Source organism: Pseudarthrobacter sp. NPDC058196, assembly GCF_042882685.1.
Taxonomy (GTDB): domain Bacteria; phylum Actinomycetota; class Actinomycetes; order Actinomycetales; family Micrococcaceae; genus Arthrobacter.
Map to the genome: position 1 here is coordinate 37,175 of NZ_JBHVVN010000010.1, position 15,970 is coordinate 53,144.

General features: G+C 66.2%; 15 protein-coding genes. 9 read left to right on the forward strand and 6 right to left on the reverse strand.

Translation table 11 applies throughout. From position 1 onward, the window contains the following. Positions 1 to 76: 76 nt before the first annotated feature. The 3 genes from ACFVVC_RS15165 (at position 77) to ACFVVC_RS15175 (ending at position 4,178) form a co-directional block, all read left to right on the forward strand. Positions 77 to 1,210, forward strand: coding sequence for a lipid II:glycine glycyltransferase FemX (locus tag ACFVVC_RS15165; protein ID WP_387454847.1), 1,134 nt, complete (start codon positions 77 to 79; stop codon positions 1,208 to 1,210). Positions 1,211 to 1,339: 129 nt separating this feature from the next. After that, positions 1,340 to 2,656, forward strand: coding sequence for a peptidoglycan bridge formation glycyltransferase FemA/FemB family protein (locus tag ACFVVC_RS15170; protein ID WP_387454850.1), 1,317 nt, complete (start codon positions 1,340 to 1,342; stop codon positions 2,654 to 2,656). Between the two features lie 34 nt (positions 2,657 to 2,690). Then, positions 2,691 to 4,178: a threonine/serine exporter ThrE family protein gene (locus ACFVVC_RS15175; protein WP_387454853.1), complete on the forward strand. Its 1,488-nt coding sequence runs from the start codon at positions 2,691 to 2,693 to the stop codon at positions 4,176 to 4,178. On the opposite strand, the gene ACFVVC_RS15180 is transcribed toward ACFVVC_RS15175, so the two are convergent. Together ACFVVC_RS15180 and ACFVVC_RS15185 are read right to left on the reverse strand one after the other, a co-directional pair. Next, on the reverse strand, positions 4,175 to 5,014 hold the full coding sequence (locus ACFVVC_RS15180) for a siderophore-interacting protein (protein WP_387454855.1): 840 nt from the start codon (positions 5,012 to 5,014) through the stop codon (positions 4,175 to 4,177). The genes ACFVVC_RS15175 and ACFVVC_RS15180 overlap by 4 nt on opposite strands. 9 nt (positions 5,015 to 5,023) lie before the next feature. After that, positions 5,024 to 5,800, reverse strand: coding sequence for a uracil-DNA glycosylase (locus tag ACFVVC_RS15185; protein ID WP_387454858.1), 777 nt, complete (start codon positions 5,798 to 5,800; stop codon positions 5,024 to 5,026). Positions 5,801 to 5,929: 129 nt separating this feature from the next. Here ACFVVC_RS15185 and ACFVVC_RS15190 point away from each other — a divergent pair, with 129 nt between their 5' ends. The 5 genes from ACFVVC_RS15190 (at position 5,930) to groL (ending at position 10,495) form a co-directional block, all read left to right on the forward strand. Then, positions 5,930 to 6,259, forward strand: a complete 330-nt coding sequence (locus ACFVVC_RS15190) for a DUF3263 domain-containing protein (protein WP_387454861.1) — start codon at positions 5,930 to 5,932, stop codon at positions 6,257 to 6,259. A 51-nt stretch (positions 6,260 to 6,310) separates the two neighbouring features. Then, a complete protein-coding gene (locus ACFVVC_RS15195; RefSeq protein WP_387454865.1) occupies positions 6,311 to 6,940 on the forward strand; it encodes a LytR C-terminal domain-containing protein in 630 nt (209 codons plus the stop codon). Positions 6,941 to 7,102: 162 nt separating this feature from the next. Beyond that, a complete protein-coding gene (locus ACFVVC_RS15200) occupies positions 7,103 to 7,309 on the forward strand; it encodes a cold-shock protein (protein WP_123059240.1) in 207 nt (68 codons plus the stop codon). Positions 7,310 to 7,314: 5 nt separating this feature from the next. Next, positions 7,315 to 8,571: an ABC transporter substrate-binding protein gene (locus tag ACFVVC_RS15205; RefSeq protein WP_387454868.1), complete on the forward strand. Its 1,257-nt coding sequence runs from the start codon at positions 7,315 to 7,317 to the stop codon at positions 8,569 to 8,571. Between the two features lie 289 nt (positions 8,572 to 8,860). Beyond that, positions 8,861 to 10,495, forward strand: coding sequence for a chaperonin GroEL (gene groL, locus ACFVVC_RS15210; protein WP_018762136.1), 1,635 nt, complete (start codon positions 8,861 to 8,863; stop codon positions 10,493 to 10,495). Positions 10,496 to 10,578: 83 nt separating this feature from the next. Here the strand turns inward: groL and ACFVVC_RS15215 are convergent, their stop codons facing one another. Further along, the gene (locus ACFVVC_RS15215; RefSeq protein WP_387454871.1) at positions 10,579 to 11,889 is read right to left on the reverse strand and encodes an ABC transporter substrate-binding protein; all 1,311 of its coding nucleotides are present in this window, start codon (positions 11,887 to 11,889) and stop codon (positions 10,579 to 10,581) included. A 272-nt stretch (positions 11,890 to 12,161) separates the two neighbouring features. On the opposite strand from ACFVVC_RS15215, the gene ACFVVC_RS15220 reads away from it, so the two are divergent. Then, complete coding sequence (locus ACFVVC_RS15220; RefSeq protein WP_387454874.1) at positions 12,162 to 13,280, forward strand: RNase H family protein; 1,119 nt, start codon at positions 12,162 to 12,164, stop codon at positions 13,278 to 13,280. Between the two features lie 4 nt (positions 13,281 to 13,284). Here the strand turns inward: ACFVVC_RS15220 and ACFVVC_RS15225 are convergent, their stop codons facing one another. The 3 genes from ACFVVC_RS15225 to ACFVVC_RS15235 all read right to left on the reverse strand — a co-directional run bounded on the left by ACFVVC_RS15225 (position 13,285) and on the right by ACFVVC_RS15235 (position 15,901). Beyond that, the gene (locus ACFVVC_RS15225; protein WP_387454877.1) at positions 13,285 to 13,572 is read right to left on the reverse strand and encodes a WXG100 family type VII secretion target; all 288 of its coding nucleotides are present in this window, start codon (positions 13,570 to 13,572) and stop codon (positions 13,285 to 13,287) included. A 101-nt stretch (positions 13,573 to 13,673) separates the two neighbouring features. Further along, entirely contained in the window at positions 13,674 to 15,188 is a 1,515-nt protein-coding gene (locus ACFVVC_RS15230; protein WP_387454880.1) for a sensor histidine kinase, read from the reverse strand. A 2-nt stretch (positions 15,189 to 15,190) separates the two neighbouring features. Beyond that, positions 15,191 to 15,901 carry a response regulator transcription factor gene (locus ACFVVC_RS15235; RefSeq protein ID WP_387454883.1) on the reverse strand — a complete coding sequence of 237 codons (711 nt, stop codon included), beginning with the start codon at positions 15,899 to 15,901 and terminating at the stop codon, positions 15,191 to 15,193. Between the last annotated feature and the right edge of the window lie 69 nt (positions 15,902 to 15,970).

The following is a 15,970-nucleotide window of genomic DNA, read 5'->3' on the forward strand; positions in this document are numbered from 1 at the left end:
CCCGCGAACCACCGGCGCCATGCCAGGCATCGCCGGGAGATGGCTCCGGTGGCTGAGGCTTTAGACTTGATGCTGCATGTCCGCACGCATCCAGACCCACCGAAACCGCGCACAAACCCGATTGGACACGGCCCCCTTGCGAGAATTCACCGCACGTTTTGCCACAGCCGAGGAAATTGAGAACTGGGACAAGCACGTCACGGCCAACCCCAACGGCGGCAACATGCTGCAGTCCGCCGCCTACGCATCGGTCAAGAACGGAACCGGCTGGAAAGTCCGCTTCCTTGTCCTGGAAGCCCCTGGAAATTCCAGCTACAACCTGGTCCTTGAAAAGTCATTTCCCGTCCTGGGCCGGCTCTGGTACCTCATCAAGGGCCCCGACGTTGCCGCCGCCGCGGACCTGAAGGCCGCCCTGGAAGCCTGCGCGGCCTTTGTCCGCAGCCAGAAACTGAACGTCTTCACCATCAAGGTGGAACCGGACATCATCGACACCGCCGAGGCACAGCAGGACATCCAGGCAGCGGGCCTCCGCAAAGCCCCTAACATCCAGTCCAACGACTCCACGGCCCTGCTGGATATCTCGGGCAGCACCGAGGAAGTGTTCAAAGCGATCTCCTCGCGCGCCCGCAACGCCATCCGGCGCGCCGAACGCGAGGGCTGCCAGGTGGTACGGCAGGAACAAGGCCCGGCAACCTACCGTGCGCTCTACGACCTGATGGCCGACACCGTCAACGCCAAAGGCTCCATGCCCCTGCGCAGCTACGACTACTACGCCAAGTTCTGGGACGAATTCTGCAACCGTGGCCAGGGCAACTTCTTCTTCGTCTACGAGGATGGCAAGCCCAGCGTCGGAGCCTTCGTGATCAACTACGGAGCCAAGGCAACCTACAAGGACGGCGGGTCCACCCAAAACCGCAAACAGTACGGGGACTCACACCTGGTGCAGTGGGAAGCCATCCGCCGCATGCAGGAACTCGGCTGCACCGAATACGACTTCTGCGGCACCCCGCCGGCGGCCCGGATCAAGGACAAAACCCACAACCTCTACGGGATGGGCATGTTCAAGACCAGCTTCACCAAGACCGTCACCGACTTTGTGGGCTGCTACGACTACGTCCTGTCCCCGCTGCGCCACAAGCTCTGGACCAGCGGCGGCGAAAAGGTGCTCCGCCGGATTGAAACCGCCCGGACCGGCCAGCAGTTCTACTGACCGGCATCCCGTGGGATGCAGTCCACCGCAGCCCACGGCCGGACCATACGCCCCGTGCAGCCCGCCCCGAACACCGTCCGCCCAGCGCGTGCCCACCAGGCCGCGAAGAGTCCAGAAGAAGGTCACCCCTTGAATCCTGTTTCCGCCGCTACCGGACTTGAATACGCCGTCCTCAGCGACGCCGAGTTTGAGGCCTTCGCCGTAAAGCACCCGCAAAACAGCTTCCTGCAGTCCCTCGATTTTGCCCGTTTCCAGCGCGCCCGGGGCCAGCAGGTGGAATTCTTCGGCGTTCGGCGCAGCGGCGAGCTCGTCGCCGCCGGAAAACTTAACTACTCCACGACCAGGCTCGGCTATACCATCTGCGAATGCGCCAAGGGACCCCTCATGGACTACGCGGACCGCAACCTGGTGAGCGGCGTCGTCGAACTTCTCCGCAAGCACGCCGCGGGCCGCAAAGCCGCTGAACTGCGGATCTCGCCGAACATCAGGTACATCGCACGGGACGCCGACGGCGCCGAGCACCCTGACGTCGAGGACAACCGCCCGCTCGTGGCAGACCTGGAACGGCTCGGGTTCCGGCACCAGGGCCTGGACATGAACTTCGTCAACGTGAACTGGATGTTCATCAAGAGCCTCGTGGGAATCCAGGACGCCGAAGAACTCATCATGGGCACCAGCTACCGGACCCGGAAGGCCATCCGCAAGGCCGAAAAGAACGGCGTCTTCCTGGAGCAGGCCACGCTGGAAACCCTTGACGACTTCTACGGGGCCTTGAGCCGGGCCGGGGACGAAAAGGGATTCACCTACCGTGAGCGCGCCTACTATGAACACCTGCTCCGGACCACCTCGGCGGAATTCACCAAGCTCATGATGGCCAAGATCGACATCCCCGCCTACCGGAAATCCATCACCGAACGCCTGGCAGCGGAGTCGGCCACCGCCGCGGAGCTCCGGCGTGAAGTGGAAGAAACCGGCAGCAAGAAAAAGGCCAACCGGCTCAAAGTGGTCCAGGACCTGGTGGACAGCTACGAGCGGAGCCTCAAGGACATCGAGAGGTTCCCTGATTCCGTGGGGACCGCCACCGTGGCAGCCATCCACTTCGTCTGCTACGGCGACGAGGTGGTCTGCGTCATTGGCGGAACCGTCCAGGACTACATCTACTTCAACGGCGCCACCTCACTGTACTGGGGCATGATGCTGCACGCGCTGGAGAAGGAGTACCCGCGGTACAACTTCTATGGCACGTTCGGCATCTCCGGCCAGGATGAGGAGGGGCACGGCGGCTACGAATTCAAGAAGGGGTTCGGCGGGGAGGTGGTCCAGCTGGTAGGTGACTTCACCATGCCGGTACGGCCTGCGGTCTTCCACGCCAACCGGCTGGCCAGGTCTGCCGCCGCCGCGGCCCGCACCCTGCTTGGCAAGCTGCCGCTGAAGCGCGCAGCCTGACCGTCCACACACCGCGCACAGGGAGGAACCGGGCATGACTGACCGCCACGAACGGCCAGGGTCCAGGCCGAAGACTGACGGCCTGCCCAGGACTGAGCCGTTGACTCCTGCACAGCTGCGGCAGGACGCAGCCGCCCGGAGGATGCTGCGCCGCCTGGTGCAGGGCGAGAACCCGCCCACCGCTCCGTTGAGCATCGTGGACCGCCTGGCCGGCAGCCCCTACGCCAACCCCACCATCCAGGTGGGCGGCGTGGACACATCGGCGCGCAAGACCCTGGACTTCGCGCTCCACCTGGCAGAGACCATGTTCCGCTACGGGGCTGGCGCCCTGGAGGTGGAGACCAGCATCATCGCCGTCACTGCCGCCCTGGGCCTGAAGAACATCGAGGTGGACATCACCAACCAGTCCGTGGGCATCAATTACGCCCCCAAGGACCAGACGCCGATCGCCCTGCTGCGCGTGGTGCGGTCCTGGACCAACAACTACGCGGGCCTGGCCAAGGTCCACCAGCTGGTCACGGACATCGTGGCCGGCGGCGTGGGCCGTGAGGAAGCCATCCGCCGGCTCAACGAGGCCATCACCAGTCCCAAACCATATCCGCGCTGGATGGTCACCGCTGCATTCGGTGTCTTCGCCGCTGTGTTCGTGGGGGTGCTGGGCGGCGGTGTGGTGTCCTCGGCGATCGCGTTCGTGGCCAACATCGGGATCAGCCTGCTGGCCCGGCAACTGGGGCGTTGGCGGGTCCCGGACTTCTTCACCACGGCCAGCTGCTCGTTCGTCGTCACCATCCTTGCTTTGTTGCTCTGGCAGTTCGGGCTAACCGCGTCGCCGTCGATCGTGGTGGTGGGCGGCATCCTGTTGCTGCTGCCGACCGGCCGGCTGGTCTCTTCCGTGCAGGACGCCATCAACGGCTTCCCGGTCACCGCCGCGGGCCGGTTCCTGTCCACCCTGCTGACCTTCGGGGCGATCGTGGCCGGCATTGCCGTCGCCTTCGTGGTGGGGGAGCTGACGGGGTTGCAGCGGATCGATGTCACGCAGACCTTCCCGCCCGCCTACGATCTGTGGGTCCTTATCCTGTTCGTCGCGGCCGCGGTGATGGCCATCGGCATCACCGAGCAGACCACCTGGCAGCTCCTGCTGCCGACGGCGGGAGTGGGCGTGGCGGGCTACCTGGTCCTGTTGGGCGGCGGACTGCTGGGGATCGGAGACCGGTTCGCTCCGGCGCTGGCGGCCGTTGTCATCGGCCTCCTGGCTCGGGTGGTGGCACTGCGGATGGGCGCGCCGCAGCTTGTGGTGGCTGTGCCCGCGGCGCTGATCCTGCTGCCAGGGCTCACCATCTTCCGGTCCATGTATGTGCTCACGGTCGAGGAATCGGAAATCCTGAACGGCGCGGGCGGCATGCTCAGCGCCGGAGCCATCGTGCTGGGAACAGCCGGCGGAATCGTCCTCGGCGACGTGCTGGCCAGGCCGCTGACCCGCAGCCTGGCGAGCAACGAGCGACGCCGCGCCCGGCGGCGCTAGATTTGGCCCACCGGCAATTTCTTCTCGGCTTGGAACACGTCTTCCACACGGCCCTGCGCCCAGTACCCGGACAATGACACCTGGCGTCGTTCCAGGCCGCGCTGTTTGAAGAAGACCTCGCGCAGGGACTTCATATAGCCCCGCTCGCCATGTGCAAAGACATCCACCGTGCCGGCAGGCCACTCCGCCCCGGCCACGGCATCCACCAGCAAAGTGCTGGAGCCTGCAGGGACGTCGCCGCGGACCAGCCAGCGGACCTCGAGCCCGGCCGGAGCGTCCAGAGGCTGGATATCGGCCTCCGACCCGACTTCCAGGAAGGCCAGCCCCACCGCGGCGGCAGGCAGCACCTCGATGGACGCGGCAATGGCCGGCAGCGCGGCCTCATCGCCGGCGAACAGATACCAGTCAGCCTCGGGATTGGGGTTGTACGCACCGCCGGGACCGGTGAACGTGAGGGCCTCCCCGGGCTGGGCGTTGGCCGCCCACGGACCGGCCAGGCCTTCGTCGCCATGGACCACGAAGTCGATGGCGAGCTCCCTGGCCCCGTGATCCACCCAGCGCAGCGTGTAGGTGCGGGTAAACGGCCACTGCTCGCGGGGCATGGTCTCCCGGACCGTCCACAGATCCAAGGGGGAGGGGTAGTCCACGCCGGGCTGCGGGAAAACGATCTTCACGTAGCGGTCCACGAATGCGTTGTTGACGAAGTCCTTGAAGCCGTCCCCACCTGCGATGATCCGGACCATGTGCGGGGACAACTGCTCCTTGCGCAGTACCGTCAGGTTGACCTGGGGGCGGTTGTTCTTCGTAGCGCTGGTGGCGGCGGGGACAGTGCTCATCAGGCAAGCCTAAGCCAGGGGCACCGGCGGAAGCTCCCAGGTTACGTCCGGCGCACCTTGTTCCCGCAGCAGCTCGTTCGCACGGCTGAACGGCCGGGAACCAAAGAAGCCGCGTGAGGCGGACAACGGGCTGGGGTGCGCGCTGGCGACGATGGGCGCACCGGCCAGCAGGGGACTGACCCCCTCTGCTTCCTTGCCCCACAAGACGGCCACCAGGGGCGCCCTGGACCCGTCCGCGGCGCGGCGTCCGGCCACTGCGCTGACCGCCGTCGTCGTAATGTCCTCCCAGCCCTTGCCCCGGTGGGAGCCCGCGGACCCGGCCCTGACGGTGAGCACCCGGTTCAGGAGCAGGACTCCCTGTTCCGCCCAGGCGGACAGGTCGCCGTGGACGCGCGGCGGAATGCCCAGGTCCGATTCGAGTTCCCGGTAGATGTTCACCAGGCTGCGGGGGAGCGGCCGCGTTCGCGCGTCCACGGAAAAGGAGAGCCCGACGGCGTGCCCCGGCGTGGGGTAGGGGTCCTGCCCCACGATGAGGACTTTCACGCCGGCGAGCGGCTGGCGGAACGCGCGCAGGACGTTCGACGGCGGCGGCAGGATTTGGTGCCCGGCCGCCTCTTCGCCGGCAAGGAAGGCCAGCACTGACCGCAGCTTTCCTTCCACACCCTGCAGTGCCGCCGCCCAGTCCGGCGCCATGAGCTCTGCCAGGGGCAGCTTGGCGAGATCGCTGAAGCGGGTGGCGTCCACCGGGTCCTGCTGCAGGTCGAACAGCGCATCCGATTCAAACATCGTTCCATTCTTGCAGGAGGCGCCTGCGGGCCGGCAAAGCGTCTCGAAGGCCAGCCCGAATGACACTGCTGTTATTCGCCCGGTAGCATGGGGGTGAGACATATACCGTAACCAGCGAAGGAGTGTGCCGTGGCGGAACCGGCCCGGGAACACCTGCCGGAGCAGGAGCCACGGAAGTCCCTGCTGGCGGATTTTCTGCTCCGTGATTCCTCCCTCACCGAGCGCGAACAGCAGATGCTGGCGCTGGAACGGCAGTGGTGGAAGTACGCCGGCGCCAAGGAACAGGCCATCCGGGAGCTGTTCGACCTCTCGGCGACCCACTACTACCAGCTCCTCAACGCATTGATCGACCGCGAGGATGCCCTGGCCCACGATCCCATGCTGGTCAAGAGATTGCGTAGACTACGTACGTCGCGCCACCGTGCACGCACCGCCCGCCGCCTGGGATCCGACGCTTAACACACCCCAGGCCGGGACCCTGGCAGCAATCAACAAGGATGTCCTTCCATCATGACCAAATACGCCCGCGATGAATTCGACAAGGTCCCCGAGGCCGCGTCGCGACAAGGTGTCCACCGGACGGCCTCGGCCCCATCCCGGGTGCGCCTGTGGCCCATCCTCGCAGTGGGCGTGGCGGCGCTGGCCATCGGCCTGGTGTCCTTCCTGATCCTCCCCAAGCTCGGCTTCAACGCCACGGCAACCGAGGCATCGGCCAGCGTGGAATCCACTGCGTTGGCCGGGACGGGTTCCACCGCTTCCTCCACTCAGGCAACCACGCCCCCAGCCGCGGCCGAACCTTCGGCCACCGCCGGGCCGTCCAGCACCAGCCCGGAGCCGACGCCTTCGGCCACCCAGCAGGCCGCCGTCGACCGGACGCAGGCAGTCGCTATCTACAACGCGGCCGGTACCGCAGGACTGGCCAGCCGCATTGGCGGAACAGTCCAGGCTGATGGTTGGCGGCTCGGACAGGTGGGCAACTGGTCCGGTGCGCCGCAGAAATCCTCCGTGATCTACTACTCCGGTCCCCAGCAACTGGCCAGCGCCCAGGAGCTCGGGGCGCTGTTGAACATCCCCACCGTCGTCAGCAGCACCGAGTTCCAGGTGCCGCTCGTGGTGGTCTTGGGCCCTGGTTACCGGTAGCCGGGCGGCCTCAGTTACGCCTGCATAACGTTCCCGGCTCCGGGCCTGCCGCTGCCCGCGACCCGCAGCGGCTGTTGGCTAGAGTGATTCCAGGCCACGGCCCGCGGGGCTGCACGCAACAGCGCCGGCCCATCCGGCCGCAACGGAAAAGAGTTGGTCACCATGGCACTGGGAACCGTCAAATGGTTCAACGCTGAAAAAGGCTACGGCTTCATCACTGTTGACGGCTCCAGTGATGACATCTTTGTCCATTGGTCTGCGATCCGGGGCGAAGGCTACCGGGCCCTCGAGGAAGGCCAACGGGTGCAGCTGGAGGTCGGCGAGGGCGACAAAGGCCCGCAGGCGGAAAACGTCCGGCCCGCCGAGTGAAGCCGATGCACCGTCCTGCGCTTTGCACTGCCTTGGCCGTTTCCCTGGCAGCCGTTCTCGGCACCACAGCGTGCTCCGGGACAGGCGGAAATGCCAGGGTGGAGTCCGCCGAGGCATCCGGCGACGGCGTCCTCCGGGTGGGCCTGGTCCTGGACAACACCGGCGACAACGCTTTCCTGAACCAGCCACAGCTCGCGGCCGCCAAGCTTGCCGTCCAGGACATCAACGCCGCGGGGGGACACAAGGGACGCCCCGTCGAACTGCTGCCCGCACATCCGGACCAGGACACCGCCGGGCAGGCGAAATCCCTGCTGGCCGCCAAGGCGGACGTGGTCATCGGACCCACCGACTCCAGCCACGCGGAGGCAGCCGTCGACGTCCTGTCCCGCGCGCACATACCGCTCATCTCGCCGGCCAACACCGCCGCCGGCCTGACCGGAATGGCCAGCGGCGGCTACTACTTCCGCACTGCGGCGGCCGACGTCGCGCAAGGCCCGGTGTTGGCCAAACTCGCCAAGGACGGCGGCGCAGCCAGCATCAGCGTGCTGTACCAGGCAGGTTCCTACGGCAAGGACCTGCAGGCGGCCGTCACGGAAGCGGCAAAGCAGTCCGGGCTTACCGTCCTTCCAGGTGCCGGCTTCACAACCGGGGACGCCGCCACGGCGGCAGGCTCCATCGCCAAAACCAAGCCGGACGCCGTCGTCCTGATAGCCCGTGAGGGCGCCCAAGGCGCACTGTCCGCGCTGAACGGTGCCGGCCTTGGCGGTTCACGCATCATCATGAGCGACGGCGCTTTCGCCCGCTACGGCTCCGGTCTCGGTCCCAAGGTCCTCGATGGTGCCCGCGCGGTGGTCCCGGGCCAGCTGCCTTCCGCCGCCTTCCAGGCAAAACTCTTAGCGGTGGACCCGACCCTGAAGGACGTCTCCTACGCTGCCGAAACCTACGACGCCGTGACCCTGGCAGCGCTGGCAGCGGCACGGGCGCAGGACGACGCCGGCCGCTCGATCGCCGCCAACCTGATCCCGGTATCGGGCGGGACAGCGGCACCAGGCGCCGGAACGGCCGCTGCGCCGTGCGTGACTTACAAGGCGTGCCTGGGCGGCCTGGCTGCCGGACCGGAGATCAATTACGACGGCGAGTCGGGCCCCATTGCCTTTGATGCGAACGGGGATATCACCATGGCGTCCTTCTCCGTCTTTACTTACGGGCCGGACAACATTCCCGCTCCGAGCGGGCGGGAGACAGCCGGACATCCGGGCTGATCGCCCTCGGCGAACCGACCGCCGCCAGCTGCCCGTCCGGGGTCATTTCGCTTGCACTCTCACCGGGGGAGTGCTAATTATGGAGTTAGCACTCTGACGTACCGACTGCTAAGCAACGCCCGGTTCCGGCCGGCCGCGCAAGGCACCGGTCGAAGAGCGAAAGAAACGCCTCACTTCAGTGAGATCCCCAGCCGGTGGCATACAGAGGCCCCTGTCGAAGGATCGTCCGTCGCGGGCACTGCAGCGAAGGTTCATTCTTAACGACTGTCCCGAAAGGACTATTGCCGTTATGGCCAAGATCATTGCATTTGATGAAGAGGCACGCCGCGGCCTTGAGCGTGGCCTGAACACCCTCGCCGACGCCGTTAAGGTCACCCTCGGCCCGCGTGGACGCAACGTCGTCCTCGAAAAGAAGTGGGGCGCCCCCACGATCACCAACGATGGTGTTTCCATCGCCAAGGAGATCGAGCTGGACGATCCCTACGAGAAGATCGGCGCAGAGCTGGTCAAGGAAGTTGCCAAGAAGACGGACGACGTCGCCGGCGACGGTACCACCACGGCAACCGTGCTGGCCCAGGCACTCGTCAAGGAAGGCCTGCGCAACGTTGCCGCAGGCGCCGACCCGCTGTCCCTCAAGCGCGGCATCGAGAAGGCCGTTGAAGCTGTCACCCGCGAACTCCTGGCCTCCGCCAAGGAGATCGAAACCAAGGAAGAGATCGCGGCCACCGCCTCCATCTCCGCCGGTGACGACGAAATTGGTGCCCTCATCGCCGAAGCCCTGGACAAGGTCGGCAAGGAAGGCGTCATCACGGTCGAGGAGTCCAACACCTTCGGCCTGGAGCTTGAACTCACCGAAGGCATGCGCTTCGACAAGGGCTACATCTCCGCCTACTTCGTCACCGACGCCGAGCGCCAGGAAACGGTCCTTGAGGATCCGTACATCCTGATCGTCAACTCCAAGATCTCCAACGTCAAGGAACTGGTTGCTGTCCTCGAAAAGGTCATGCAGTCCAACAAGCCGCTGCTGATCATCGCCGAAGACATCGAGGGCGAGGCCCTGGCCACCCTGATCGTCAACAAGATCCGTGGCACCTTCAAGTCCGTCGCCGTCAAGGCTCCGGGCTTCGGTGACCGCCGCAAGGCACAGCTGGCCGACATCGCCGTCCTCACCGGCGGCCAGGTCATCTCCGAGGAAGTCGGCCTCAAGCTCGAGACCGCAGGCCTCGAACTGCTGGGCCAGGCGCGCAAGGTTGTCGTCACCAAGGACGAGACCACCATCGTCGAAGGTGCCGGCGACGCCGACCAGATCGCCGGCCGCGTATCCCAGATCCGCGCCGAGATCGAGAACTCGGACTCCGACTACGACCGCGAGAAGCTGCAGGAACGCCTGGCCAAGCTCGCCGGCGGCGTTGCAGTCATCAAGGCCGGTGCCGCCACCGAGGTTGAGCTCAAGGAACGCAAGCACCGCATCGAGGACGCCGTCCGCAACGCCAAGGCCGCGGTTGAAGAAGGCATCGTCGCCGGTGGCGGTGTAGCCCTCATCCAGGCCGGTGCCAAGGCATTTGCCAACCTGCAGCTGTCCGGCGACGAAGCAACCGGCGCCAACATCGTCCGCGTTGCCATCGACGCCCCGCTGAAGCAGATCGCCTTCAACGCCGGCCTCGAGCCCGGCGTGGTTGTCGACAAGGTCCGTGGCCTGCCCGCAGGCCACGGCCTGAACGCAGCCACCGGCGAGTACGTCGACCTGCTGGCAGCCGGCGTGAACGATCCGGTCAAGGTCACCCGCTCTGCCCTGCAGAACGCGGCGTCCATCGCCGGTTTGTTCCTCACCACCGAAGCTGTGGTGGCAGACAAGCCCGAGAAGGCTTCTGCCCCCGCCGGTGGAGACGACATGGGCGGCATGGGCGGCATGGGCGGCTTCTAAGCCCACTGCCGGGACCTGTCCCGCTGACCTAAAAATGCGGCCCCCTCCTCAGGAGGGGGCCGCATTTTTTGTGTTCCCCGGGGCTATTTCCGGGCGGAAGCCAGCATCCCTTCCACTTCCTTCTTGAAAGCGTCCGCGGCCGCCTGCGGTGTCAGGCGGTCGTACAACACTTCATCCGTGTAGCGCTTGATGACGTTCTGGACGCTTCCCGCACCCACCGGCGGGACCGGTGGCGCGCCCTTGATGTCCGGCGCGATGTCCTTGAGGAAGCCCACCACCGTGGTGTCAGCCGGCTTGAGCGACGGAGTAATGCCCGCGACGATCGCGCTGTTGGTGGGCACGCCGCGGTCCGTCATCAGGATGCCGCCGGCCTCCGGACTGTTTGTGAGGTAGTCGATGAATTCAGCTGCCTGTTGCGCGTGCTTGGACCGTGACGACGCGGACCAGAACATGGTGGGCTTGTAGTACATCCCGTTGCTGGCTGAGGCGCCGCTGATGCTCGGGGCCCGCAGCATTCTGATGCTGCTTCCCGTGGTGGACTCCAAGGAGCCAAGCTGGTTGGTCCACCACCAGGCCATGGCCACCCGGTTGGTGCCGAACAGGCTTTCCTCGAGCCCCGCGCCCGCGTCTTCGGTGGCGACGGTGGCAGGCGGGCTGGCCTTCGAATCGCGCTGGTCCTTGAGCCGTTCCCAGAAGGAGGCGGCGGTCGCCGTCTCAAAACCGAGCTTGCCGTCACCTGAGTACAGGTCCTGTCCGTGCTGGCGGAGCCAGATGATCAAGTCTGCTTCATTGCTGCCGTAGGCGGCGCCGTAGCTCTTTCCGGCACTGGCCGCACTGATCTTCGCCGCGGTGTCCGTGAAGTCCGTCCACGTCCACGTCTTGTCGTCAGGCAGCGGAACGCCCGCCGCCGCGAACACCTTGGTGTTCGCCATGATGACGTAGGCGTTCTGGCCGGTGCTGAGACCGTACTGGGCGCCGTTGTACTGGCCAGAAGCCAGGGCCTCCGAGTCCAGCTTGGACGTGTCGATGGTGCTTTGCTTGGACAGGTCCAGGAGCGCGCCGCGGCCGCCGTACTCGGCGATGTACTTTTGGTCCATCTGGATGACGTCCGGGGCATCATTGGCGGCTGTCTTGGTTGCCAACTTGTCCCAGTAGCTGGCCCATTCGCCCGGCTCCGCCTTGATCTTGATATTCGGGTGCGACGCTTCAAACGCGGCAATGACCTTCTGGGTCTGGGCGTTCAGGTACTCGTTGCCCCACCACGCGAACCGCAGGGTCACCTGCCCGTTGTCCCCCGAGCCGGCGGGGGCGCCGCAGCCCGTTGCCAGCAGGGAGAGGGCCAAGGCGGCGGCGCCGAGCTGGAAACTGCGCCGGCTTAAGGCTGGACTCGTCATTGATGTTCCTTCCGGGTTTGTAGCCGCTGGGTCGATCCCACGTCGTTGCGGGCACCGGACTTTGCGGGAAAACGCTTTCTCACTGTGATTCTGCGATTGTTTCGTGCGCGGGCGGTGGGAGTCAAGGTTTTCGGTAAACGTTTTCCCAAATGCTGTTTCCGGCCTGCTGCCGCGGGGCTTCCGGGAGCGGTGCGCCGTGCGGCGGACAGTCGGGCGCGCTTGTGCCGCGGCGGCGGCAGCCTATTGTCATTGGCTTCTGGCAGGATGGACCGGTGACGATTACTGCAGCGGCTGACGGTTCGGCCTTGGGAAACCCGGGCCCGGCCGGCTGGGCCTGGTACGTGGATGACAACTGTTGGCGGGCCGGCGGCTGGCCCCACGGGACCAATAACCAGGGCGAGCTGATGGCTGTCCTGGATCTCCTGCGGGCCACCGCGCATCTTCCGGGGGAGGACCTTCGCATCCTCTGCGACAGCCAGTACGTCATCAACTCCATTACCAAATGGATGCCCGGGTGGAAGCGCAAGGGATGGCGCAAGGCTGACGGGAAGCCCGTCCTGAACGTTGAACTGCTGAAGGAACTGGACCGCGAGCTGGCTGGCCGGACGTACACCTTCGAATGGGTCAAGGGCCATGCCGGCCACAGCCTGAACGAGGCCGCGGATGAACGTGCCCGCGCCGCGGCAACCGCCTACCAGCAGGGCGTGGCCGCCCGGTCGGGTCCCGGATTCCCGGGGGCGCACCATCCGGGGGCATCCGGGCACAGCTTTGAGGCGCAGCAGCAGCCCGGCAGCGGCCTGCAGCCGGCTACCCTCGACATCCCTGCCCCCGCACCCGCCCGCTCTGCGGCTGCCGCCGTCCGCCCGGATGCAGGCTCCGCCCGTTCGGACACGCGCCCGGCAGCGGCCGGCCAAAGAGTCCCTGCAGCGGGAAGCAGCAAACCGCAGGCCATGCCTCAACCCGTATCGGCCTATGACGAGCTTGACCTGTTCAGTGAGCTGGATACGGAAGCCCAGGAGGTTGCCGAGGCAGCGCAGCAGGCCGGTGCGGTCGCGCCAGAGGCGCTGGTAGAGCAACTCGAACGTGAGCTGCTGGGTCCGCTGGTGCGCGGCGACATTGGCCGGACGGCAGTCCTCCTCCATCCGGACTTCATGGAAATTGGCAGCTCGGGAAGGGTCTGGACCCGGGACGCCATGATGATGGCCCTCGAAGAGAACCCCGGTGAACGGACCGACATCGAGGTTCTGGGCGCTGAGCGGATTGGCGCCGGCACCGTCCTGCTGACATACCGGAGCTTTGCCCGCGCCGGCACCACGCTGCGAAGCTCCCTGTGGGTCCTTGATGGCGAACGGTGGCGGCTGCGGTTCCACCAAGGAACCCCGGAAGCCTGACCTGTCAGCTGAACCGCTGCGCGTTGCCCTGCTCGGCCTGGGCATACGTGGCTGCCGCGGAGGACAGGGCCGCGTTGATGGAAGCCAGCGACGCCTCCACCCGATTCTGGGTGATGGTCCACTCGGTGACGAGGGCCTGGAAGTTGCTGGCTGCCGAGCCGCGCCACGAGCCCTGCAGCTCGTCGAGGCCACGCTTCATGGCCTGCACGTCGGCGCTGATCCTCTCCACGGTGGCCTGCACGTTGGCGGATTTCAGCTGCAGTAGCTCGGTGTCGACGGAAATGATGCTCATGGCTATGCCTTTCGGTCCTGCGGAGACGCCTCCGGCCCGGCGGTTCCGGGCTGCTGAAACGAGCCTAGGAAGCCGCGCGGGGCGGAGCCATGGCCTGAGCCCTATATGTGGATAACCGAGCTGCCGCTGCCCGCGGCACGCCTGGCGGCGCCGCCGTCCGTCGCTTCCTCTCCGTCCGCCGCGTCAGCTGCGGGTGCTTCGTCACGGTGCGGCAGGCTGACCACCAGCGTGGCCCCTCCGCCGTCGGTCCTCTCCACCCGCACTGAACCGCCGTGCGAACCAACTATTGCCGCCACGATGGCCAGGCCCAGGCCGCTGCCGCCCGTCTCCCGGGTCCGGGAGGTATCGGCACGGTAGAACCGTTCGAAGACCTTGGCCGCATCCTCTTCCGAAATGCCGGGCCCGTGGTCCCGCACCTCGATGATGGAGCGCGCCTCACCCTCCGTGCTGCGGACTCCCACGGCCAGTTCGATGGGGCTGCCGTCAGGGGTGTACCGCAGCGCGTTGCCTACGAGGTTGCCCACCACCTGGCGCAGCTTGGCCTCGTCTCCGAGAACCGGGGCAGGCCTGGCAGGGCCGCCATCGAGGCCCGCCAGCGTGATGGTCCTGGAGCGGTCGCTGGCCTGGGTGTCCACCATGGCATCGTGGGCGATCAACTGCAGGTCCACGGGCTTTTGCTGCAGCGGCCGCTGCTCATCCAGGCGGGCCAGCAGGAGGAGGTCCTCAACCATGGAACCCATGCGCTTGGCCTCGCTTTCGATCCGGCCCATCGCGGTGGCCACGTCCTCTTCCGTGGACAGCGCGCCATGGCGGTATAGCTCGGAGAAGCCGCGGATGGTCACCAGCGGTGTGCGAAGTTCATGGGAGGCGTCGGCGGCGAAACGGCGCATCCTGGCCTCGGATGCGGTCCGGGCGGCAAACGCAGTCTCAATGTGCGCCAGCATGGCATTCAACGAGCTGCTCAGCCGGCCCAGCTCGGTGGCCGGATTCTCCACCTCAACGCGGCGGGAGAGGTCACCGGCGGCGATGGCGGCCGCCGTCTTCTCCACCCTTGCCAGCGGCCGGAAGGAGCGCGACACCGTCCAGCTCGCGATGAGGGAGGCCAGCAGCAGCGTTAGCAGGCCCACCCCGGTCACCACCAGGGTAGCGTGCTTGAGGACGTCGTCGACGCTCGCCAAGGGCAGCCCGATGACCACAACGGCAGTCGTTTGGCCGTTTTGGACCGTCACCGCCACCACCCGCCAGCTTTGCCCGTCCGTCCCACGGACCTGGAAGGGGGCAAGCTCCCGGGCCTGGGCTTGGTCAACGGTGATGGACGTGATGTCCGGGTGGTCGTCAGGGTCGCCACCGAACGTGTACGGCTGCTGGCCGGGGGCGAAGAGCATCAGCGAATAGTCGGTGGGAATGGGGCTCGGCGCCTGCAACTGCGTGAACGAGCGCTGTTGCCGGGCAGAGTCGACGGCGGCGTTCAGTTTGTCGTCCACCTGGCCCTGGAGGTAGCTGTGCAGCAACGTGAGGGTGACGGCCCCGGTCACCGTCAGGGCCACGATCAGCAGGGCCATGATCATGGCCACCAGCTGCGACCTGAGCGAGGCCGACTTCCACCGCTTCAGCAAGGTCAGCGCTTTTCAGCCGTCCGCAGCACATAGCCCACGCCGCGCTTGGTCTGGATCAGGGCCGGGGCTTCGGGATCGATGTCCACCTTCCGCCGGAGGTAGGAAATGTAGGACTCCACGATGGACGCATCACCGTTGAAGTTGTACTCCCACACGTGGTCCAGGATCTGGGACTTGGACAGGACCCGGTTGGGATTGAGCATGAGGTAGCGCAGCAGCTTGAACTCGGTGGGGGAGAGTTCAATGACCGTGCCGCCGCGGCGCACCTCGTGGGCGTCGTCGTCCAGCTCAAGGTCGTCAACACGGATGATCGCGTCGTCATCCAGCATGGGCTGGGTCCGGCGCAGCACCGCGCGGATCCTGGCCACTACCTCATCGAGGCTGAACGGCTTGGTGACGTAGTCGTCGCCGCCGACGGTCAGGCCCGTGACTTTGTCTTCCGTGTCGTCCTTCGCCGTCAGGAAAAGGACAGGGAAGTGCTTTCCGGCGGCGCGCAGGCGGCGGGTGACGGTGAACCCATCCATATCCGGGAGCATGACGTCCAATACGGCCAAGTCGGGCGCCTGGGTGTCCGCGGCAGCGAGGGCGTCGCGCCCATTGGCTGCGGAGACAACTTCAAAGCCTGCGAACCGGAGGGACGTGGAGAGGAGCTCGCGGATGTTGGGTTCATCATCGACGACGAGCAGCCTGGCTTCGGGACCGTTCTTGTTCATGCTCCCATCATGCTCCCAGTATCTGGGAGTTGTCTGGATATTCGTTGTGAGCATGATGGTGGTGTGCTT

Excerpts from the sequence above, each read along its gene's own strand:
- ACFVVC_RS15165 (WP_387454847.1), top strand. The coding sequence starts at position 77 with ATGTCCGCACGCATCCAGACCCACCGAAACCGCGCACAAACCCGATTG.
- ACFVVC_RS15215 (WP_387454871.1), bottom strand. The coding sequence starts at position 11,889 with ATGACGAGTCCAGCCTTAAGCCGGCGCAGTTTCCAGCTCGGCGCCGCC.
- ACFVVC_RS15175 (WP_387454853.1), top strand. The coding sequence starts at position 2,691 with ATGACTGACCGCCACGAACGGCCAGGGTCCAGGCCGAAGACTGACGGC.
- ACFVVC_RS15200 (WP_123059240.1), top strand. The coding sequence starts at position 7,103 with ATGGCACTGGGAACCGTCAAATGGTTCAACGCTGAAAAAGGCTACGGC.
- ACFVVC_RS15185 (WP_387454858.1), bottom strand. The coding sequence starts at position 5,800 with ATGTTTGAATCGGATGCGCTGTTCGACCTGCAGCAGGACCCGGTGGAC.
- ACFVVC_RS15205 (WP_387454868.1), top strand. The coding sequence starts at position 7,315 with ATGCACCGTCCTGCGCTTTGCACTGCCTTGGCCGTTTCCCTGGCAGCC.
- groL (WP_018762136.1), top strand. The coding sequence starts at position 8,861 with ATGGCCAAGATCATTGCATTTGATGAAGAGGCACGCCGCGGCCTTGAG.
- ACFVVC_RS15195 (WP_387454865.1), top strand. The coding sequence starts at position 6,311 with ATGACCAAATACGCCCGCGATGAATTCGACAAGGTCCCCGAGGCCGCG.
- ACFVVC_RS15180 (WP_387454855.1), bottom strand. The coding sequence starts at position 5,014 with ATGAGCACTGTCCCCGCCGCCACCAGCGCTACGAAGAACAACCGCCCC.
- ACFVVC_RS15225 (WP_387454877.1), bottom strand. The coding sequence starts at position 13,572 with ATGAGCATCATTTCCGTCGACACCGAGCTACTGCAGCTGAAATCCGCC.
- ACFVVC_RS15235 (WP_387454883.1), bottom strand. The coding sequence starts at position 15,901 with ATGAACAAGAACGGTCCCGAAGCCAGGCTGCTCGTCGTCGATGATGAA.